Consider the following 21,332-nt stretch of genomic DNA (forward strand, 5'->3'; position numbering starts at 1 on the left):
AAATGGCACGTTTGGTTAAATGATGGCCTGATGACAGCTATTGCTTTTACAGATCCCGGACTAGAGTGAACGCTCAGTATGTGTACGGTTTTTACCGGAACCGACCTGTAGTCCCGAGAAGAGAAGCAGCATGGAATGCGCGCAACCCCCGCCAGGTGAAGGCAACTCTGTCCTATTGATTGTTGATGATTACCCTGAAAATCTGATCAGCATGCGCGCGTTGCTGCAGCGTCAGGACTGGCAGGTCATCACCGCCGCCTCCGGTTTCGAGGCGCTCAGTCTGTTGCTTGAACACGACGTCGATCTGGTACTGCTCGATGTGCAGATGCCGGGCATGGACGGTTTCGAGGTCGCGCGGCTGATGCGCGGCAGTCAGCGTACGCGCCTTACGCCAATTATTTTCCTCACCGCCAACGAGCAATCTCAGGATGCCGTGATCAAGGGTTACGCCAGTGGTGCGGTGGATTACCTGTTCAAACCGTTTGATCCGCAGATTCTCAAGCCCAAGGTGCAGGCATTGCTGGAACACCAGCGCAATCGCCGCGCCTTGCAGCGTTTGAGTCATGACCTGGAAGTGGCGCGAGCCTTTAATGCTTCGGTATTGGATAACGCTGCCGAAGGGATTTTGGTGGTGGGTGAGGACGGTTTGATCCGTTTTGCGAACCCGGCTATTTCGCGGTTGCTCAATGCGCCGGTCTTGGAGCTGGAAGGTCAGGAGTTTCTTGATTACCTGCAGAAACCGCACATTCCCGTGTGGGCTGATTCCGAGTTTTATGCCGGCTATAAGCGCGGCGAAACCCTGAGACTGCACGACGCGTTATTGCGCACCGCGCCCGGCCAGCAAGTGCCGGTAGCATTGTCCTGCGCGCCGCTGCCCAGCGAACAACACGCGATGGTGGTGACCGTGCTGGACATGTCGGTCGTACGTCACCTTCATCAGCAACTGGAATTCCAAGCTGTTACCGATCCTTTGACCGGTTTGCTCAATCGCCGAGGTTTCTACCAAACCGTTGAAAACCTGCTGCTGCGTGGGGAGCGCAGCGACAGCAGTTGGGTGCTGCTGTATCTGGATCTCGATGGCTTCAAACGGGTCAACGATTCGCTGGGTCACGATGCCGGCGACCGCGTACTGCGTTGGGTTTCTGAACAGTTGAAGGCTTGCCTGCGACCGTTCGATATCCTCGCGCGCATGGGCGGCGATGAATTCACCGCACTGCTGGATCTGGAATTCCCTGAGCAAGCGGCAAAGATTGCCGAGAAACTCATCGAGCGCGTCTCCATCTGCCAGCAGATCGAAGGACTGGATATCGCCCTCGGCGCCAGTATCGGCATCGCGACGTTCCCGGACTGCGGCTCAAACCTCGACGGATTGCTGCGCGCCTCCGACATTGCCATGTACGAAGCCAAACGCGCGGGGCGTCAGCAATATCGCTTCTATGATCACGAAATGAATGGCCGCGCCCGTTCGCGCTTGATGCTTGAAGAGAGCGTGCGCACCGCCATCGAGAACCGTGATTTCAATCTGGTTTATCAGCCGCAAGTGGCCATCGACACTGGCCAGATCCGTGGGTTTGAAGCACTGCTGCGCTGGCAGCACCCGAGCGTTGGCGATGTCCCGCCAGGGCTGTTTTTGCCGTTGCTGGAAGAGGCGCGGTTGATCAGTCGGCTTGGCAGCTGGATTTATCATCGCGGCGCTGGTCAACGCAAAGCCTGGGAAACCTTGTTCGCTGAAGATCTGGTGCTCGGCGTGAGTTTGAGCAACACCCAGTTCAGCATGCCGAATCTGGTCACTGAATTGCGTCAGGTCATGGAGCGCCATGCGCTGCAGCCTCGGCAACTGGAGGTTGAAGTCACCGAAGAAGCCTTGATGCAAAACCCTGACGAAACCCGCAAGCAACTGCGCTTGTTGCGCAATCTCGGTGTGCGGGTGGCACTGGATGATTTCGGTTCTGGCCCGTGTTCGCTGGCGCATCTGCGTGATCTGGAGCTGGACACACTCAAACTTGATCGCCATCTCATCGCTCGATTGCCGGACTCTGCGCGCGACGCCTCACTGGTCAGCACGGTGATCAACCTGTGCAAACAGTACGGTTTGCTGGTGATCGCCGAAGGGGTCGAAACCATCGAGCAATACCAATGGCTGCAGGCGCATGGCTGCGAGTACGTGCAAGGTTTCCTTGTCGCACGGCCATTGATCGCCGAAGACGCCGCCAGCTTCGCCGAGCCGTTCGACTGGAGCGCGCTGCCCGGTTGAATTCGCTACACTGGCGCACCTTTTTTCGAACCGTGTCGCCCGTCCATGACTGTGTTGAAGTACCTCCAGGCCTATCCCGCGCAATTGCAGGATCAGGTGCGCCAACTGATCGCCGAAGGGCGTTTGGGCGATTACCTGAGCCAGCGTTATCCGGGGCGGCACGATGTGCAGAGCGACAAGGCGTTGTACAGCTACGCGCTGGATCTCAAGCAGGAATACCTGCGCAACGCCCCGGCCATCGACAAGGTGCTGTTCGACAACCGCCTCGACCTGACCCACCGCGCCCTCGGTCTACACACCACGGTGTCGCGGGTGCAGGGCGGCAAGCTCAAATCGAAGAAAGAAATTCGTATCGCCTCGTTGTTCAAGGAGGCCGCGCCGGACTTTCTGAAAATGATCGTCGTGCACGAACTGGCGCACTTCAAAGAGTCGGATCACAACAAGGCGTTTTATAAATTGTGCGAGCACATGCTGCCGGGCTATCACCAGATCGAGTTTGATCTGCGCGTGTACCTGACGTGGCGGGACATGCAATGACGATCAAAAAATCGCAGCCTCTGTAGGAGCTGCCGAAGGCTGCGATCTTTTAATGTTGGGAGTGTTTAGATGGACGTAAGCAAGACCAAAAGCAGTTTCTATCGCCGCCTATACGTGGCGTACCTGATCGACAGCGGCCTGGCGCCGAGTGTGCCGACGCTGACCGAAGTGACCGGCATGCCCCGGCGCACGGCGCAGGACACGATCGCGGCGTTGGCGGATCTGGATATCATTTGTGAATTCGAGCAGGAAGAGGGCGCACGCAACCATGCCGGGCGCTATCGGATTCGCGAGTGGGGGGCGATTGATCGGGGGTGGATTGAGCGCAATTTGCGGCAGATCAAGGCGGTGCTGGAATATCCCTGAAAGTTGCTGTGCCTGAGCTGACGCCTTCGCGAGCAAGCCCGCTCCCACAGGGGGAATGCATTCCAAATGTGGGAGCGGGCTTGCTCGCGAAAGGGCCCTTAAGAGCGACGCATTCCAATATGTGGAATGTCATCCTCCAGATATTCCTCACCCGCCACCACAAACCCGTACTTGCCGTAATACCCCTGCAAATGCGCCTGCGCCGACAGATAGATCGGTATCGATGGCCAATTCTTCTCAGCCTGTTTCAATGCCTCTTCCAGCATCTCGTGGCCCAAGCCTTTACCGCGTCCCTCCGTTGAGGTCAGCACGCGGCCAATCACCACGTCACCGCCCTGGGATTCCGGATCCAGCAGGCGCAGGTAGGCGACCAGTTGATCATCGGCCCAACCCATCAAATGGCAGGTGTCGCCCGCCAGATCCTGACCATCGGGATCCAGGTAGGCACATTTCTGTTCGACCACGAACACTTCCGAGCGCAGCTTCAAAATGGCGTACAGCTGCTCCTTGCCCAGATCGCTGTGATGTTTGCAGATCCACTCGATATTCATTTGCCGACTCCTTGAACGTGTGTCCGGATACTAAGCGCCCACGCCTTTGATGTCTGCATGGCGTAAGAGTCTGTGACAAAGATCAAAATGCCATCATTCCTTTCTCGCGGTCGTCACGTCTTTGTGTAATCTGCTGGAGAGCGCTGTGCACTGGCTCCGTTGAGCTACTGTTAGTGCCTGGGTTTTGCCGGTAAGGGGCCTTGGGGTTTTGACTGAAAACAGGCCGGGCAGCCCGCCCGCTAAGGATTTTCAAGCATGCCGCGTGTGTATCGAGCCTTTGCGTTGATCGGACTGCTCCTGCTGGCTCAAACCGCTGCAGCGGACAAGCTGCGGCTGGTGTTTGATATCTGGCCGCCCTTTACCGACGACACGCTGGTCAATGGCGGTCTGGCCACCGACATCGTCAGCACCGCGCTGGCCCGCGCCGGATATGCCAGTGGCTACGAGCAAGTGCCGTGGGCACGGGCGCTGATGGGGGTAGGCGAAGGGCGTTATGACGTGTTGGTCAACGCTTGGTACAACGAAGACCGCACCAGACTCGGGCAGTTTTCCGGCGAATATCTGCTCAACCGCATCCGCTTTCTCAAGCGCAAAGACACGCCACTCGACTATTCCAATCTGCAACAACTGCACACCTATCCGATTGCGGTGGTGCGCGGTTATGCGTATTCAGCGCCGTTCGATGCCGACACGGCGTTGCAAAAAGTCCCTGTGCATAACTTCGCCATGGCCGTGCGCATGCTCGCGGCGGATAGGGTCAAGTTGACGCTGGAAGATGAGTACGTGGCGAAGTATTACCTGGCGCGGGAATCAGCCAAGGTGCGCAACTCCGTGGAATTTTTGCCCAAGCCGTTGAGTGAGAACAGCCTGCATATTTTGGTCAGCCTGAAGAACCCGCAGCATGCGCAGATTGTCGCGGGGTTTGATAAGGCGATTGCGGCGATGAAGGCGGATGGGAGTTATGAGCGGATGCTGCGCCAGCATGGGATGTGAGTTTCTGATCCCAGAGTTGTGTTGTTGCTGATGGCCTCTTCGCGAGCAAGCCCGCTCCCACATTTAAACCGCATTCCAACTGTGGGAGCGGGCTTGCTCGCGAAGGCGTCTGGTCAGCCAGCACTAACCTCACTGGTGTCCTTGATCAGATGCGCCGCCAAAGTGCGCAACGGCCCCAACTGCCGGCAAATCAGCGCCAACTGCGTCTGCACCAACCGCTGCCCCTCATCAATCTCATCGGCCATCTGCTCCAGCTCATTGGCCAGCGCTTCTTCTTCATCACTCTGAATCGCAATCGGCTGCTTGCTCGCCAGCCCCTGAGCAATTTCATCAATGCTCGCCGCCAGTTTCACTCCGGCGCCATCGATCAACTGCTCGCGCACCTCAGCCGGCAGCTGTGTCTCGCGATGCGCGCCCAGGCCTGACAGATAACTCAGCAACGTGTGCGATAGCACCAGAAAGCGGAAACCGACATCCGCTTCCTTCCTGAAATGCCCCGGCTCCATGAGCATGTTCGCCAGCGTCGTCGACAGCGCCGCATCGGCGTTGTGTGCATTGCGCCGGGCGAGACGATAAGCGAGGTCGTCGCTTTTGCCGGCGGCGTATTGCTGCATGATCTGCCGCAGATAGATGCTGTTGCAGGTCAGGGTGTTGGCCAGCACTTTGTTCAGGCGCCGACCCTGCCAGTCCGGCAGGAACAGGAACACCGCGAGCCCCGCAATCAAGCTGCCGAGCAAGGTATCGAACAGCCGTGGCAGGAACAGCCCGTAACCGTCGCCGACCTGATTGAAGCAGAACAACACCATGATGGTGATCGCCGCGGTCGCCAAGGTGTAGCGCGTGGTGCGGTTGGTGAAGAACACCACGCCGGCAGCGATGGCGAAACACGATTGCACCAACGGGTTCGGGAACAGATCGAACAGCGCCCACGCCACGGTCAGGCCGATGGCGGTGCCGAAAATCCGCTGACCGAGTTTGCGCCGCGTCGCGCCGTAGTTCGGCTGGCAGACGAACAGCGTGGTGAGAATGATCCAGTAGCCTTGCGACGGGTGAATCAAATGCACCATGCCGTAGCCGATACTCAACGCCAATGGCAGGCGCAGGGCATGACGGAACAGCAAGGACGTCGGCGTCAGTTGTGTGCGCAGGCGAATCCAGACGTCTTTGAAATTGCGTGGCGAACGGTCGAGCAGGCTGCTGTCGGTCGCGTCAGCCAAGGCATCGGGGTTGCTCGCATCGCTGAGCAAGCGGTCGAGGGTGCCGAGGTTGGCCGCCAGTGCGCGCAGCGAGCGCAGCAGCCCGCGCCAAGCCGGGTTGCTCTGGATGCGCAGGTGTTCGAGGGATGCGTCGAGGTCGCTGAGGGCTTCGGCGAAACTGGCGTCGTAGATGAACGGCTGACGCAACTGGATCGACTCGGCCAGTGCTCGGCAAGCTTTGCCTTGCTGGCGCAACAGGCGTTGGCAGCGGAACAGCACGTCGCTGTGGAAAAACGCATCAGCGAGGGCGTTGTACGGATAGTGCGAAGAACTGGCGCGTTCGTGGATGTCCTGCGCGAGGAAGTACAGCTTCAAGTAGCGGCTGACTTTCGAGCCGGGGCGACCGTTACCGACCCGGTGCAGGATGATTTCCTTGGCACTGTTCAGCGCCGCCACCACGCGACCGTTTTGCTGGGCCAGTTCCAGACGCCGCGCTTCGACGTCCATCTGCCTAATCGGCTCGAACAGCGAGGATTTCAGCTTCAGGTAAAAGCCCAGTTCGCGGAACAGTCGCGCCAGACTTTGCTGCACCGGTTGATTGGAAAACAGCGCCTGCCACAACACCGAGAGCAAGCCGTACCACGCGGCGCCGGCGACCAGCAGCATCGGTTCGTGCCAAAAATCGGTGACCGCGCCGCCGCGCTGATCCACGCCGATCATCGTGTACACGGAGAGGATTAATGTCGCCGAAGCAATCGCCCCATAACGCTCGCCGAGCGCACCGAGCATGGTCAGGCCGAAACTCGCCAGCGCCAGGGCAATGGCAAACACGATGGGGTAGGGGAAGAGCAATTCCACCGACAGCGCGGCGATGCTGAAACACACCAGCGTCACGGCGAGGGCGTTGAGGCGGCCCTGCCAACTGTCGTCGGTCTCGGCCAGGGCGCTGGCGATGATGCCGAGGAACAACGGGATCAACAGGCCCATTTCATCCTGATACCAACACAGCGCCATGCTGCCGGTCAGGGCGATGAACACCCGCACGCTGTAGCTGAATTTATCCAGCGCCCACAGGCGCCGCAAAGACTGACGAAACGAGGTCGAGGACATGAAGTGCGAAGGCCTTCCGAGGCGATGCCGCTAAATTGAGCCAGTAATGACGCCGACGCAATGGCGGCGATCACATCTGACAGCAAAAAGTGTTCCTTACTGCATCACACAGAACAAATGTGGGAGCGGGCTTGCTCGCGAATGCGGTGTGTCATTCAACATCATCGTTGACTGACAGATCGCATTCGCGAGCAAGCCCGCTCCCACAGTTTTGATTTGTGTCTGGTCAGGCGTATTGCGCGGCGGCGTAGCCGGAAGCCCAGGCCCACTGGAAGTTGAAGCCGCCCAAGTGGCCGGTGACGTCGAGCACTTCGCCAATGAAATACAGGCCAGGGCTTTTCAGCGATTCCATGGTTTTGGACGACACTTCGCGGGTATCGACGCCACCGAGAGTCACTTCGGCCGTGCGATAACCTTCCGTCCCGGCTGGCACGACTTTCCAGCTGCCCAGCTTCTCGGCGATTTCCGCCAGCTCTGCGTGGGTGTACTGCTTCATCGGCTTGGAGACAAACCAGTTGTCCGCCAGCAGATTGGCCATCTTCTTGGTGAAAATCTCACCCAGCAAAGTTTTCAATTCACTGTTCGGACGCTCGGCCACTTGCTGTTGCAGCCAGCTCGCCGCGTCGTGATCCGGCAGCAGATTGATTTCCACTGTATCGCCCGATTCCCAGAACGACGATATCTGCAAAATCGCCGGGCCGCTGAGGCCGCGGTGAGTGAACAGGATGTTCTCGCGAAAGCTCTGATCGTTGCAGCTGACCAGACAATCCACCGACGTCCCGGACAGCTCGGTGCACAACTCCTTGAGCTGATCGGTGATGGTGAACGGCACCAGGCCGGCGCGGGTCGGCAGCAACTCATGCCCGAACTGCTTGGCGACCTGATAGCCGAAACCAGTCGCGCCCAGCGTCGGGATCGACAGGCCGCCGGTAGCGATCACCAGTGACTGGCATTGAACCTGACCGAGGGTGGTGTCGAGCAGGTAACCGCTCTCTACTTTCTCGATGGTCTGGATCGACGTGTCGAGGTGCAGCTCGACACCGGCCTGATCGCACTCGGTGAGGAGCATTTCGAGGATGTCGCTGGATTTGTTATCGCAGAACAACTGGCCGAGTTTCTTCTCGTGGTACGGCACGGCGTGCTTGCCGACCATGCCGATGAAATCCCACTGGGTGTAACGCGCCAGTGCGGATTTGCAGAAGTGCGCATTCTGCGAGAGGAAATTGCTCGGCTCGGTGTACATGTTGGTGAAATTGCAGCGGCCACCGCCCGACATCAGGATTTTCTTGCCGGCCTTGTTCGCGTGGTCGAGCAGCAATACCTGACGCCCACGCCCGGCGGCGGTCAGTGCACACATCAACCCAGCGGCGCCAGCGCCAATGATCACGACTTCGGTAGAGCGCAAAACGGTGTCCTCACAAAGAATTCAAATTCACCGAAGACCAATGTGGGAGCGGGCTTGCTCGCGAAAGCGGTATATCAGTCAACATTGATGTTGTCTGACACTCCCACTTCGCGAGCAAGCCCGCTCCCACATTTGATCTCTGTCGGCCAGCAGATCGGTTACAGGATTCGCACGCGCAGCGAACGGCCCTTGATCTTGCCGTCGTTCAGGCGCTGCAACGCTTGCATGGCCACGGTGCGGTCTACAGCCACATAAGCCTGGAAATCGAAGATCGCGATCTTGCCAACCTGTGCACCGGGAATACCGGCATCACCCGTCAGTGCACCCAGAATGTCGCCCGGACGCACTTTGTCTTTACGGCCAGCGCCGATGCACAGCGTGGTCATCGGCGGCTGCAGTGGCGCGAGGCCCTGGGACTTGAGGTTATCGACCTGATCCCAGTTCAACGGCGATTTTTGCAGCTGTTCGATGGCCTGCGCGCGGTGCGCTTCACCCGGTGCAACCAGGCTGATCGCGATGCCTTTCTCGCCAGCGCGACCGGTACGGCCAACGCGGTGAATGTGGATTTCCGAATCGCGCGCCAGTTCGACGTTGATCACCATGTCCAGCGCATCGATGTCCAGACCACGGGCGGCGACGTCGGTGGCGACCAGTACCGAAGTACTGCGGTTGGCGAACATCGCCAGCACCTGGTCGCGATCACGCTGTTCCAGATCGCCGTGCAGGCCGACGGCGGAAATGCCTTTGGCGGTCAGGTGATCGACGGTTTCCTGCACTTGTTGCTTGGTGAAGCAGAACGCCACGCACGACGCCGGGCGGAAGTGGTGCAGGACTTTGGTCACCACGCTCATGCGATCTTCCGGAGAAATCTCGTAGAAGCGCTGCTCGATCTGCGTGTCATCGTGGAACGCTTCGGCTTTCACCGTTTGCGGGTCACGCATGAATTTCGACGCCAGTTGCTTGATGCCCACCGGGTACGTCGCGGAGAACAGCAGGGTCTGACGACGCTCCGGGGTCTTGACGATGATGTCTTCGATGGCGTCGTAGAAGCCCATGTCGAGCATGCGATCGGCTTCGTCGAGGATCAGCGTGTTCAAGCCATCGAGTACCAGCGAACCCTTGCGCAAGTGCTGCTGAATGCGGCCCGGGGTGCCGACGATGATGTGCGCGCCGTGTTCCAGCGAAGCGATCTGCGGGCCGAAGGACACGCCGCCGCACAGGGTCAGGACTTTGATGTTGTCTTCGGCACGGGCCAGACGACGGATTTCCTTGGCGACCTGGTCGGCCAGCTCACGCGTCGGGCAGATCACCAGCGCCTGGCAACCGAAGTAGCGCGGGTTGATCGGGTTGAGCAAACCGATGCCGAACGCGGCGGTCTTGCCGCTGCCGGTCTTGGCCTGAGCGATCAGATCCATCCCTTTGAGGATCACCGGCAAGCTCTGCGCCTGGATCGGCGTCATCTGGGCATAACCGAGGGATTCGAGGTTAGCCAGCATGGCGGCGGACAGCGGCAGAGTATTAAAAGCGGTGGCGATGGTGGTCACGGGACTGGCCTGCAAAACAAAATGTCGCGCAGTGTAGCAGCCCCGTGCCACTTTCCTCGAAAGTTCTGGACGAACAGCGACTAAAACCAGAAGTGAAGGATTTACCTGTGGCGAGGGGATTTATCTGTGGCAAGGGGATTTATCTGTGGCGAGGGGATTTATCCCCGTTGGGGTGCGCAGCACCCCCCTATACCTGCCACCTCGGTACATCAGACCGATCGCATTCAACCCACTTGGGGCTGCTGCGCAACCCATCGGGGATAAATCCCCTCACCACAATTCCCCTCCCACAGAAGCCCTTCAGCACAAATCAGTGTTCAATGTGTTCTTCCGGCCGTTTCGCGCGGCGCCCGTCTTCTTTCGACAGCTGCGAGAAGATCGTCGCCGCCAACATCGCCATGATCCCGACCGTGACAAAGGTCAGCTGGAAGGCACCTAGCACAGTCTCCACACCATCATTACCGACCTCCGCCGTAAACCCGCCAAGCAACGCACCCGCGCAGGCAACACCCAGACTCAACGACAACTGCGCGACCACCGACAGCAAACTGTTGCCGCTACTGGCGCTCGCATCATCCAGATCGATCAACGTCACCGTGTTCATCGCCGTAAATTGCAGCGAGTTGATCGCGCCAAGTACCGCCAGCAGACACAGCAGCAACCAGTACGGCGTCTGCTCGCTGACCAGGCCCATGCTCGCCAGCATGATTCCCAGTGCCAACGTATTGCCGGTGAGGACGATGCGGTAACCAAGCCGCTCAATCAGCGGTCGCGCCACCCACTTGGCGATCATCGCCGCAGCGGCCAGCGGCAGCATGCTCATCCCCGCTTGCGACGGTGAATAACCCAGCGCCACTTGCAGCAGCAACGGCACCAGAAACGGCAACGCGCCGCTGCCCAGACGCGCAAACAGGTTGCCAAGAATGCCGACGGCAAACGTGCGGGTCTTGAACAGTGACGGCGCGAACAGCGGGTTTTCGATGTGCCCGGCGCGCAACCAGTACGCCGCCAGACAGGCCATGCCGCCGAACAGCAGCAACATCACCCGCAGGTGCGGCAAGTGCAGTTCGCCGAGGCCTTCCATGGCGATGGTGATCAGAATCATCGCCGCGCCGAACAGCAGGAAACCCAGTCCATCAAATCGCGTGCGCTCGCTGCCACGCAGGTCGGGTATGAATTTCCACACTGCGTAGCAACCGATGAGGCCGACCGGCAGGTTGATCAGAAAGATCCAGTGCCACGTCAGGTATTCGACCATCCAGCCGCCCATGGTCGGGCCGATCAACGGGCCGAGCAGACCGGGAATGGTGATAAAGCCCATGATCCGCACCAGTTCGGATCGCGGATAAGCGCGCAACACCACCAGTCGCCCGACCGGCAGCATTAACGCACCGCCCAGGCCTTGAATGACGCGAGCGCCGATCAGCATGCTCAGGCTGCTCGACAGCGCGCAAAGCAGCGAGCCGAAGCTGAACAGCAGGATCGCACCGAAGAAGATTTTCTTGGTGCCGAAGCGGTCGGCGATCCAGCCTGAGGCGGGGATCAGCAGGGCCACAGTGAGCATGTAAGAAATGACCACGCCCTGCATGCGCAACGGATCCTCGGCGAGATCGCGGGCCATGGCGGGCAGGGCGGTGTTGAGAATGGTGCCGTCGAGGGACTGCATGAAAAACGCAATGGCCACGACCCACGGCAACCAGCGGGCGGTGATGGCGTCGAGAGGCGGGCGATTGGGCATGGAACCTCTGATGGGTGGTTAATCCAAATTCTTGTTCAAACATGAAACCCTGTGGCGAGGGGATTTATCCCCGATGGGTCGCGCAGCGGCCCCAAAAAGCGGGACTGCTGCGCAGTCCATCGGGGATAAATCCCCTCGCCACAGTTCCTATCCAACAGTTGATTCCCTGTGTGCCGGGGATCTTTGTTTTACAGCGTTAGCGTAAGTCGGCTAACCAGCGCACCCGGCAGTAACGCCGACGAGGTATTGCGCTGGCTGTACGTGCTCGCCGACAAAAGCAACTCGCGCTCCGCCGTCAGCGCTTCCAACTGCGAACCCAGCAGGCTGTACGCGCTGTCGTCAAAACGCATGGTGCTCACCGGCGCCTGAATTTCGCCGTTCTCGACCCAGAAGGTCGCAAAACGAGTCATACCGGTCATGCGCGCCGCCGGTTGATCCGAGAAGTTCAGGTACCACAGGTTGCTGATGTACAACCCGGTGCCCAACTGCTTGAGGATCTCTGCCTGAGACAGATCACCGGCAGCCATGTTCAGCGCACTCGGCGATTCACCGCCGCTGGCACCGTTGGCCGTCAAGCCGTATTCGGCGGCACTGCGCGAGCCGACCAGTTGATCGCCAGCCTTGCCCTCAACGATCAAACGCAGATCGCTGCGCGGATAACCCTCACCGGAAAACGCCGGGCTCAGTGAGTCGCTGACCTTTTCGTCCAGCGACACCAGTGGGCTGAACGCCTGATCGCCGACATACAACTTCTGCAACGGGCTGCTTTTGCTGGCAATCGACTGCGCCGAAAATCCGCCCCAGCTCAACATGCCCATGATTTCTTCCAACGCCGCTGGCGCCAGATACGCGCGGTACTGCCCCGGTGCCAGGGTGCGCAACGGCCGACCGAGAAATTCCAGTTGCTCGCGCGCCTGACCGAAGCGCTTGGCGAACCCTTCGCTGCTCCAGTCGTGCCCGGCGTAGCTGGCTTTCACCGCTTCGCCGTTCTCGTGAAACAGGCTGAAATCGAAGTTGAAGCTATTGGCCTGATGCCAGCCAAACGCCCCCGAAGAACTGGCGAAACCACGGCTGATCGGCCCGGCGGCATAGAAGCCGACCAAATCCAGACCTTCAGCTGCTGCGCAGATTTCATCGACAACCTGTTCGGTGTCCGGCAACGGATGCTCCTGCACGTTCTGACTTTGCCAGCCGTTGTGGTTTAGCAACAGGTACGGATCCTGCGGCAGCAGCGGCAGAGTTTCGCGCAGTTGTTGTAGACCTTCGGCGAGGCGTTGCAGATCACCTTCCTGATCACCGGAGAGGGTGACTTGCAGGTCGGCATGACGGCCGTCGTTGATCAGCTTCAGAACGATGTTGGCCTGCTGCACCTGCCCGGCCTGACGCACTTTGGCGTGATTAAAGCGCACAAACGCCGAGGATTCGGCGGCAAAGCTGAGGGTGAATTGCTCCGGCTCACGGACGCTGTCGCGCAGCCAATTGACCATGACCTTGAAGGCGTCGGACTGACTCTTCGAAATGCTCATCAGGCGTCTCCCCCAAACACATCAACGTTGCTGAATACGCAGGCCGGCGAAGCATGGCCGACGCGGATCACCTGATTTGGTTCGCCCTTGCCGCAGTTTGGCGTGCCGAGCACCTTGACGGTGTTGGCGTCGCCGACGGCGCGCAGGCTTTTCCAGAAGTGCGCGGAAATCGCCCGGTAGTTCGGATTTTTCACCACGCCTTTAAGTTCACCGTCTTCGATCAACTGGCCCCATTCGCAGCCGAACTGGAATTTGTTGCGCGCATCGTCGATCGACCACGAACGGTTGGTGCTCATCAAAATGCCGTGCTCGATGCCTTCGATCAGCTTGTTCAACGGCTGATCGCCCGGCTCGATGTTGAGGTTGGCCATGCGGTCGATCGGCGCGCGGTTCCAGCCGCAGGCGCGGCTGTTGGCGACGCCATCCATGCCGGCACGGAATTGCGACAGCGCACCGCCCAGCGGCCGCAGCAACAGACCTTCGCGGATCAAAAATTGTTTGCTCGCCTGCGTGCCGTCGTCGTCATGGCCGTAGCTGGCGAGTTCTTCGGGAATGCCCGGATCGAAGGTTACGTTGAGCAGCTTCGAGCCGTATTGCAGGCTGCCGAAGTCGCTGGCCTTGACGAAACTGGTGCCGGCGTAATTGCGTTCATCGCCGAGGATGCGGTCGAGCTCCAGCGGGTGGCCGATCGATTCGTGGATCTGCAGCATCATCTGATCGGGCATCAACAGCAGATCGCGCGGGCCTTGCGGGGTGTTCGGCGCGAGCAGCAATTGCAGGGCCTGATCGGCGACTTGCGGGCCGGCGCCGATCAAGCCGCAGCGGCTGATCACATCAGCGCCGCCCTGTTGGCCGAAGTTTTCGCGGCCGAGGCTGCGGGTCTGGCTGTCGTTGCCGTCGTAGGCGGTGACGTCGAGGCCTGGATAGACGAAGCGCTGGGCCTGGCGCAATTCAGCCCCGGCGCTGCTCAGGTAGATCTGTTCGACGTGAGTAATGCCGATGCTCACCTGCCAATTCACCAGGCGCTCATCCTTTGGCACCGAGGCGGATTCCGCGCCGAGCAGCTCAAAGCATTCGCTCAGGGACGGGAAGGGTTGTTCGAGATTGGGCGAGAAGTAATCAGCGCGATCGCTGGACACTGGCTGATCGCGCAGGTCGAGCAAGGCGTGCGGCTTGAGGCGGCGGGCCTGAGTTTCGGCGCGTTCAAGCGCAGCTTGCAGGCCTTGTTGCGACAGATCGTTGGTCGCCGCGTAGGCCTCAACGCCGTTGACGCGAACGGTGAGCATAGCGCCTTCGTCACGGCTCAGGCTCGGCGGTTCGGCGACGTTCTTGCGCACCGACAGATACTGCCCGGACTCGCGTACATACCGCAGGGAAAAAAACTCAGCGCCCGTGCGCAAGGCAGCGAAGCGCTGCTTGAGCTGGGGGTGGAAATCGAACATTCGGGAACCTCCTTGTCAGGGGGAAGCGGTAAAGCGACGGCGGGGAGGGGGTGAAACGGTTGCGCGAGGTCTAGAGTAGGCCTGCGTGGTGGTAGGATCAAGGGCGGTGCCGAAGAGGGGAATCTGTTGCCGAGTGGACGTTCATCGCGACAGTCGCAGGTGAATTCGTGAGCGCGCCAGTCCCGAGCGGCTCACGAGGGGTAACTGTGCACGAAGTGCAGGTGTTTAAAATCAGTTATTCAGATAGACGAACGCGAGTAAATAAATCACCAGACTTGCCAGGAAGCTGGGGAGTATTTGTTTGGTTTTGGCGACGACAACGAATGTTCCTGCCAGCAGCAGTATTTTCAACCCGTCGATTATCTGAAACTGCTGTAGAAGACTCGGCGCATCAAGTTTGTTGAAAGCGGTGTCGTAGATGATCACGCCTAACATGGCTTGGGCGCTGTAACTGACAAAACGGTAGAACGAACCATTGGTGTGCGTCAGCGCCGGAGTGTTCTTGAAAGCGAATGGCAGAGCCCTGAAAGCAAAAGCTGTTACAGCCGCGAAGCTGATGAGTAACCAGAGCATCATTGACTGGTTGCTCCTTTGCGACTGCAGCAATTTTCAATCATCACTATCAGGCCACCAATGACGAAGGGCGTTATCAACAGGCTGTAGTCTTTGAACAGCAGGACCAGTAGAGGGGCACTGATAAACCCCAGCCAATAGCTGGAAACTTCCATGTAGTGTGGCCAGTGCTTGCCGGCCAGCGCGGTAAATTGAAGGGGCAGGAGCATGGTGATGGCGGCAGCGATCACCGGTGAGGCATAACCTGCTCCAGCGATAAATCCGATGTAAGTGCAGATAATCGATACGGCGAAGATCGGTGCGCCTACGCCAAGCAAATACGCAAAAGGGAAGCTGGCGCTTTGTTTGAAACGTGTCATGCAGGCTGTGAAGATTGATGGCGTAAACAAAATCAGCGACGCCAGAATCTGGCGCGTCGACGTCGTTTTCAAATGAGGTACCAGTGTCGCCGAAAGCAAGACAAAACGAGCATTGAGCGCCAGGATGATTGGAATCAGCAACCAGCCGTCGCTATGGTTTTGTATAAGCAGAAACTGCAGAGGCGTGGAAAAAATGAACAACGTTGTCGCCAGCACCTGACTCAGCGAGAGTGCTTGTGTTGCCCCTAACATCCCGATTGATAGATAAAGAAAGATGAACGCGACGCCAAAGCTGATAGCGTCGCGGCCACCATCTTTAAGCGTTCTCATGAAAGTGGATTGGTGTAGTGGTTGGCAAGCACTCATCAGCTGGCTACCAACAGGGCTGGCTGTTCGTTCAACGAATAGTACTGCTTGCGAGGCCCTTTACTGCGAAACAGCAGGCGTGGTGTTGTAGCAAATGTTGATTCGGCAGCGCGTGAGCGAGCCTCATTGACGCTGATATCAAGCGTGGGGCGCGCATGCAGTACTTTGTTGTTGGCAACGATCAGGAACGCGCCTGTTTCTGCAGTGGAAAGGTTGCATTTCGCGGCTGACAGTCCTGCGCGGATTTTATCCAGTACCTCTTGTCCACCGTTGATTGCCCGCATCCGTTCGCCACTTTGAGCGTCGATACGGAAGTCCAGTGAAAACCGGTAACCATTCCAATCGTCATATTCAACGACATTACGCACTCTTTCTTTCGTCCCTGTGACGTTTTTGCCGGACACAAAAATCGCCCGCATGCCTAATAAAGTTTGCAGTTCTTCGTCGTCGAGGGAGAGCAGCAAGTCGGCAGGATAATAATAAGCGGTCGGCGTTTGGGTTGTGTCTCGGCATACGGTGAGCGCAAGTAAATCGACATTCAGATGTTCATAAAGATCATCAGAGTGCGGCGTAATATCGCCGTGGCCGTTACCCCATTCCCGAAAGTTTTCACCGAACGGTTTCAGATACAACGCTTTATGATCTTCATACTCATATTTAATATCGGTCAAGTGGAACAGGTCGGCCAATGCTTCGTGGACAGTGAGGGCCAGTTCGGGAGAGTCGATTTTGAATATGTTTCGGATGCATACGGCGGCAACGCCGCCAGCGCAGCCGATTTTATCAAAATAGGCAGCGTCTTCTGAGTGAAGGTGTTCGAGAAACAAGCTTGTCAGTTTTATTTTGAGGGTGTGTATATCTTGTGCGCTGTTCTTTTTCCACCACGACTCAATGACGCCGCTCAGGTAACTGAAATCAAGAGTAACAGTTGTTTCTCGGGAAAGTTTCTGGCGAAATAAATCGGCAGACATAAATCGTTTATTGCAGTTGAGCGCCATTGGCCTTCCTTGGGTTATGGTTTTTGCTGGCGCGCATACTAATGTTTTTATTTGAAAGCGGTTGTTGGCAATTATTACAAGACTTGTTGTTCTGCGGATGGCTAATTGCCCGGAGCGAGTTGTGCAAAGCGAATAAAAAAGCCGCCGATTCTATAAAAAGAAACGGCGGCTTTCGATTGCGTGACTAGCGGGCTGTCAGTGCGCAGCCGGGGTGATATCACGCATCGGCTTGCCTTTGACCGGTGCATCGCCCGCGACGTAGTACGGCGCGGTACTGCGTGGCAGCGGCTGGCGGCCACGGATCTTGTCGGCGATTTTCTCGGCGATCATGATCGTCGGCGCGTTGAGGTTGCCGGTGGTGATGATCGGCATGATCGAGGCATCGACCACACGCAGGCTCTGCATGCCGTGCACGCGACCTTCGCCATCAACCACAGCCATCTCGTCGGTGCCCATCTTGCACGAGCAGGACGGGTGGAACGCGGTTTCGGCGTGCTCGCGGATGAACTTGTCGAGTTGCTCATCGGTTTGCACTTCGATGCCCGGGCTGATTTCGCGGCCACGGAAAGCGTCCAGCGCAGGCTGCTGCATGATTTCACGGGTCAGGCGGATGCCGTCGCGGAATTCCTGCCAGTCTTGCTCGGTGGCCATGTAGTTGAACAGGATGCTCGGGTGCTGGCGCGGGTCTTTCGACTTGGCTTGGATGCGACCACGGCTCGGCGAACGCATGGAACCCATGTGCGCCTGGAAACCGTGCTCTTTCACACCGTTGCTGCCGTTGTAGTTAATCGCTACCGGCAGGAAGTGGTACTGAATGTTCGGCCATTCGAATTCCGGACGCGAACGGATGAAACCGCCGGCTTCGAACTGGTTGCTGGCGCCGATGCCGGTGCCGTTGAACAGCCACTCGGCACCGATGGCTGGCTGGTTGTACCAGAGCAGCGATGGGTACAGCGAAACCGGTTGGGTGCACGCGTATTGCAGGTACAGCTCAAGGTGATCCTGCAGGTTTTCACCAACGCCTGGCAGGTCGTGAACCACCGGGATGTCGAGGGATTTCAGCAGTTCGGCCGGGCCGACACCGGAGCGCTGCAGAATCTGCGGCGAAGCGATGGCGCCGGAGCACAGCAGCACTTCTTTGCGCGCTTTGACTTCAACGCGCTCTTCAGCCGAACCGACCAGATAACGCACGCCAACCGCACGCTTGCCTTCGAACAGAATCTTGTCGGTCAGGGCGTGGGTGACGATGGTCAGGGTCGAACGCTTTTTCGCGGTGTCGAGGTAGCCACGGGCGGTGGAAGCACGACGGCCGTTCGGCGTCACGGTGCGGGCCGATCGGGCCGAAGCCTTCCTGCTGGTAACCGTTCAAGTCTTCGGTGCGCGGGTAACCGGCTTGTACGCCAGCTTCAACCATGGCGTGGAACAACGGGTTGTTGCCAGCCTTCGGCGTGGTCACGCTGACCGGGCCTTCGCCACCGTGGTAATCGTTCGGGCCGATGTCGCGGGTTTCGGCTTTGCGGAAGTACGGCAGGCAGTCGAGGTACGACCAGTTTTCCAGGCCCGGCAGTTTCGCCCAGCCGTCGTAGTCCATTGCGTTACCACGGATGTAGCACATGCCGTTGATCAGCGAGGAACCGCCGAGGCCTTTGCCGCGACCGCATTCCATCCGGCGACCGTCCATGTGTGGCTCGGCGTCGGTTTCGTAAGCCCAGTTGTAGCGACGACCTTGCAGCGGGAACGCCAGAGCGGCCGGCATTTGCGTGCGGAAGTCGAGGCGATAGTCAGGGCCGCCTGCTTCGAGCAGCAGAACGGTGACGCCGGCGTCTTCAGTCAGACGGGTCGCCAGGGTGTTACCGGCCGAGCCGGCACCGATGATGATGTAATCGAATTCTTGGGACATTGAATGCACCCTCTTTAGATGTGGTCAGGTCGGCCTGACGAGTGCTTCGCACTCGATTCGCGAGCAAGCCCGCTCCCACATTTGAACTCTGGGGTACACAGAATATGTGTCCGCCACGGGCTCCTTGTGGGAGCGGGCTTGCTCGCGAAGAGGCCCTCGCGGGCAATACAGATCTCGGGTTTTAGAACACCGAAACGTAATCGCCCAGCTCTACCTGTACCGATTTGATGCGGGTGAAGTTGTTCAGCGAGCTGATGCCGTTTTCACGGCCAACACCCGACTGCTTGTAGCCGCCGACCGGCATTTTTGCGTCGGACTCGCCCCAGGCGTTGATCCAGCAGATACCGGCTTCCAGTTGATGAATCACACGGTGTGCGCGGTTCAGGTCTTTGGTGACGATACCGGCGGCCAGGCCGAAGTCGGTGTCGTTGGCGCGGCGGATAACTTCTTCTTCGGTTTCGTAGGAGAGGATCGCCATCACCGGGCCAAAGATTTCTTCACGAACGATGGTCATGTCGTCGGTGCAATCGGTGAACACGGTCGGCGCGACGAATGCGCCTTTGGCGAATTCGCCGTCGGTCAGACGCTCGCCGCCGCACAGGACGCGGGCGCCTTGCTCTTTACCCTTGGCGATGTAGCCCAGCACGCTTTCCATGTGCGCGAAGCTGACCAGCGGGCCGAAGTTGGTGTTTTCGTCTTCCGGGTTGCCGATGCGGATGCGTGCAACGCGTTCAACGATCTTGGCTTCGAAAGCGGCTTTCAGGTGCGCCGGAACGAACACGCGAGTGCCGTTGGTGCAGACCTGACCGGAGCTGTAGAAGTTGGCCATCATGGCGGTGTCGGCAGCGCGATCGAGATCGGCGTCGTCGCAGATGATCAGCGGGGACTTGCCGCCCAGTTCCATGGTCACGTCTTTCAGCGACGAAGCCGAAGCGCTGGCCATTACTTTCTTGCCAGTGTCGGTGCCGCCGGTGAAGGAGATTTTTTCGATGCGCGGGTGCTCGGTCAACCAGGTGCCGACTTCACGGCCGCTGCCGGTCAGGACGTTGAACACGCCGTTTGGCAGACCGGCTTCGGTGAAGATCTCGGCCAGTTTCAGGGTGGTCAGCGAGGTGACTTCGCTTGGCTTGAAGATCATCGCGTTACCGGCAGCCAGGGCTGGCGCGGATTTCCACAGCGCGATCTGGATCGGGTAGTTCCACGCGCCGATACCGGCGACAACGCCCAGCGGCTCGCGACGGGTGTAGACGAAAGAAGTGTCGCGCAGTGGAATCTGCTCGCCTTCGATCGCCGGCACCAGGCCTGCGTAGTATTCCAGCACGTCAGCGCCGGTAACGATGTCGACGTACTTGGTTTCGGAGAAGGATTTACCGGTGTCCAGGGTTTCCAGCGCGGCCAGCTCATCGTTGCGCTCGCGCAGGATGTCGACGGCACGGCGCAGGATGCGCGAACGCTCCATGGCAGTCATCGCGGCCCAGATTTTCTGGCCCTTTTCAGCGGCGACTACAGCGCGCTCGACGTCTTCCTTGGTCGCACGTTGCACCTGTGCGAGGACTTCACCGTTAGCCGGGTTGATGGCTTCGAAGGTGGCATCGCTGCCGGCGTCCGAGTACGCGCCATCGATGTAAAGTTTTTGCAGTTCGAAACGGGCCATAGTGTCCTCGCAAGTGCATTAGTGGTTGGCGTTGACCACCGCGGTGAGGCTGCGGTGGCAGTGAGGGGCCGAGCGTTTTCTGTGTGCTCTAGCTCACCTTCTTGGCCAATTGGAAATCCATGTATTCGTAAGCGATCTGTTGCGCCTGCGCCGTGTCGAAAGCGTCTCCCGACAGCGCGCCGCGCAACCACAAACCGTCAATCAACGCTGCCAGGCCACGCGCTGCGGTGCGCGCATCTTCGAGCGGCAACACACGGCGGAACTCGCAGCACAGGTTGGAATACAGACGGTGATCGTTGATCCGCTGCAACCTGTGCAAAGACGGCTGGTGCATGCTGGTGGCCCAAAAGGCCAGCCAGGTTTTCATTGCCGGGCCATTGACCTGGCTGGCGTCGAAGTTGCCTTCGATGATCACCTGCAGATGCGCCCGTGGGCTGTCATCTGCCAGCGCTTGGCGGCGCAGGGTGACGTTCTCGCTGAGGACGCTCATCAGATACCGCATCGTGGCGGCAATCAGGCCGTTCTTGTCCTGAAAGTAATGACTGATGATGCCATTCGAGACACCGGCCAAACGGGCGATCAGCGCAATGCTGGCGTCCCCCATTCCGACCTGATCGACCGCCTGCAAAGTGGCTTCGATCAGTTGTTGGCGGCGGATGGGTTGCATACCGACCTTGGGCATCTTGCACATCTCCTTAGGCCTTCCGAGGGGCGATCAACGCTCATCGGATTGAGGGCCAGTCTATTTTGTTTTGATTGAACGTTCAATCAACAAAGAATAAGATCTGCGACAAATCGTCGCTGCTTACAGATTTTTCCC

16 protein-coding genes and 1 pseudogene are annotated in these 21,332 nt (G+C 58.7%); 4 read left to right on the forward strand and 13 right to left on the reverse strand.

The features are described 5' to 3' along the window. Positions 1-130 precede the first annotated feature (130 nt). From ACZZ0D_RS26485 to ACZZ0D_RS26495, 3 genes are all read left to right on the forward strand, one after another. Positions 131-2,254, forward strand: a complete 2,124-nt coding sequence (locus ACZZ0D_RS26485) for a putative bifunctional diguanylate cyclase/phosphodiesterase (RefSeq protein ID WP_463554659.1) — start codon at positions 131-133, stop codon at positions 2,252-2,254. Positions 2,255-2,299: 45 nt separating this feature from the next. Further along, positions 2,300-2,791 (forward strand): YgjP-like metallopeptidase domain-containing protein, encoded by a 492-nt coding sequence (locus tag ACZZ0D_RS26490; RefSeq protein ID WP_463554660.1) that lies wholly within the window; start codon positions 2,300-2,302, stop codon positions 2,789-2,791. 69 nt (positions 2,792-2,860) lie between these two features. Next, on the forward strand, positions 2,861-3,157 hold the full coding sequence (locus ACZZ0D_RS26495) for a winged helix-turn-helix domain-containing protein (RefSeq protein ID WP_016772794.1): 297 nt from the start codon (positions 2,861-2,863) through the stop codon (positions 3,155-3,157). A gap of 98 nt (positions 3,158-3,255) precedes the next feature. Here ACZZ0D_RS26495 and ACZZ0D_RS26500 read toward each other — a convergent pair whose 3' ends face one another. Then, positions 3,256-3,708: a GNAT family N-acetyltransferase gene (locus ACZZ0D_RS26500; RefSeq protein ID WP_463554661.1), complete on the reverse strand. Its 453-nt coding sequence runs from the start codon at positions 3,706-3,708 to the stop codon at positions 3,256-3,258. Positions 3,709-3,963: 255 nt separating this feature from the next. Between ACZZ0D_RS26500 and ACZZ0D_RS26505 the strand changes: the two genes are divergently transcribed. Beyond that, positions 3,964-4,701, forward strand: coding sequence for a substrate-binding periplasmic protein (locus tag ACZZ0D_RS26505; RefSeq protein WP_053124610.1), 738 nt, complete (start codon positions 3,964-3,966; stop codon positions 4,699-4,701). A 113-nt stretch (positions 4,702-4,814) separates the two neighbouring features. Here ACZZ0D_RS26505 and yccS read toward each other — a convergent pair whose 3' ends face one another. The 12 genes and pseudogenes from yccS to betI form a co-directional block, all read right to left on the reverse strand. Further along, positions 4,815-7,007 carry a YccS family putative transporter gene (yccS, locus tag ACZZ0D_RS26510; RefSeq protein WP_159811845.1) on the reverse strand — a complete coding sequence of 731 codons (2,193 nt, stop codon included), beginning with the start codon at positions 7,005-7,007 and terminating at the stop codon, positions 4,815-4,817. 226 nt (positions 7,008-7,233) lie between these two features. Then, positions 7,234-8,412, reverse strand: coding sequence for a BaiN/RdsA family NAD(P)/FAD-dependent oxidoreductase (locus ACZZ0D_RS26515; protein WP_159814763.1), 1,179 nt, complete (start codon positions 8,410-8,412; stop codon positions 7,234-7,236). A 158-nt stretch (positions 8,413-8,570) separates the two neighbouring features. After that, positions 8,571-9,956 carry an ATP-dependent RNA helicase DbpA gene (gene dbpA / locus ACZZ0D_RS26520; RefSeq protein ID WP_008085781.1) on the reverse strand — a complete coding sequence of 462 codons (1,386 nt, stop codon included), beginning with the start codon at positions 9,954-9,956 and terminating at the stop codon, positions 8,571-8,573. Positions 9,957-10,266: 310 nt separating this feature from the next. Beyond that, positions 10,267-11,694 carry a multidrug transporter subunit MdtD gene (gene mdtD / locus ACZZ0D_RS26525; RefSeq protein WP_463554662.1) on the reverse strand — a complete coding sequence of 476 codons (1,428 nt, stop codon included), beginning with the start codon at positions 11,692-11,694 and terminating at the stop codon, positions 10,267-10,269. A gap of 188 nt (positions 11,695-11,882) precedes the next feature. After that, positions 11,883-13,220 (reverse strand): TldD/PmbA family protein, encoded by a 1,338-nt coding sequence (locus ACZZ0D_RS26530; protein WP_463554663.1) that lies wholly within the window; start codon positions 13,218-13,220, stop codon positions 11,883-11,885. Beyond that, positions 13,220-14,662 (reverse strand): TldD/PmbA family protein, encoded by a 1,443-nt coding sequence (locus ACZZ0D_RS26535; protein WP_426618959.1) that lies wholly within the window; start codon positions 14,660-14,662, stop codon positions 13,220-13,222. The genes ACZZ0D_RS26530 and ACZZ0D_RS26535 overlap by 1 nt, the downstream gene beginning before the upstream one ends. 231 nt (positions 14,663-14,893) lie before the next feature. Continuing rightward, positions 14,894-15,238, reverse strand: a complete 345-nt coding sequence (locus ACZZ0D_RS26540) for an AzlD domain-containing protein (protein WP_400651399.1) — start codon at positions 15,236-15,238, stop codon at positions 14,894-14,896. Further along, entirely contained in the window at positions 15,235-15,924 is a 690-nt protein-coding gene (locus tag ACZZ0D_RS26545; RefSeq protein ID WP_463554664.1) for an AzlC family ABC transporter permease, read from the reverse strand. The genes ACZZ0D_RS26540 and ACZZ0D_RS26545 overlap by 4 nt, the downstream gene beginning before the upstream one ends. A gap of 35 nt (positions 15,925-15,959) precedes the next feature. Beyond that, positions 15,960-16,958 carry a hypothetical protein gene (locus ACZZ0D_RS26550; RefSeq protein ID WP_463554665.1) on the reverse strand — a complete coding sequence of 333 codons (999 nt, stop codon included), beginning with the start codon at positions 16,956-16,958 and terminating at the stop codon, positions 15,960-15,962. Between the two features lie 195 nt (positions 16,959-17,153). After that, positions 17,154-18,858 (reverse strand): annotated as a pseudogene (gene betA / locus ACZZ0D_RS26555) (choline dehydrogenase). A 181-nt stretch (positions 18,859-19,039) separates the two neighbouring features. After that, positions 19,040-20,512: a betaine-aldehyde dehydrogenase gene (gene betB / locus ACZZ0D_RS26560; RefSeq protein ID WP_159814756.1), complete on the reverse strand. Its 1,473-nt coding sequence runs from the start codon at positions 20,510-20,512 to the stop codon at positions 19,040-19,042. Between the two features lie 88 nt (positions 20,513-20,600). After that, positions 20,601-21,194, reverse strand: a complete 594-nt coding sequence (gene betI / locus ACZZ0D_RS26565; RefSeq protein ID WP_053124587.1) for a transcriptional regulator BetI — start codon at positions 21,192-21,194, stop codon at positions 20,601-20,603. Positions 21,195-21,332: the final 138 nt, after the last annotated feature.

Source organism: Pseudomonas sp. AC193 (assembly GCF_979258075.1).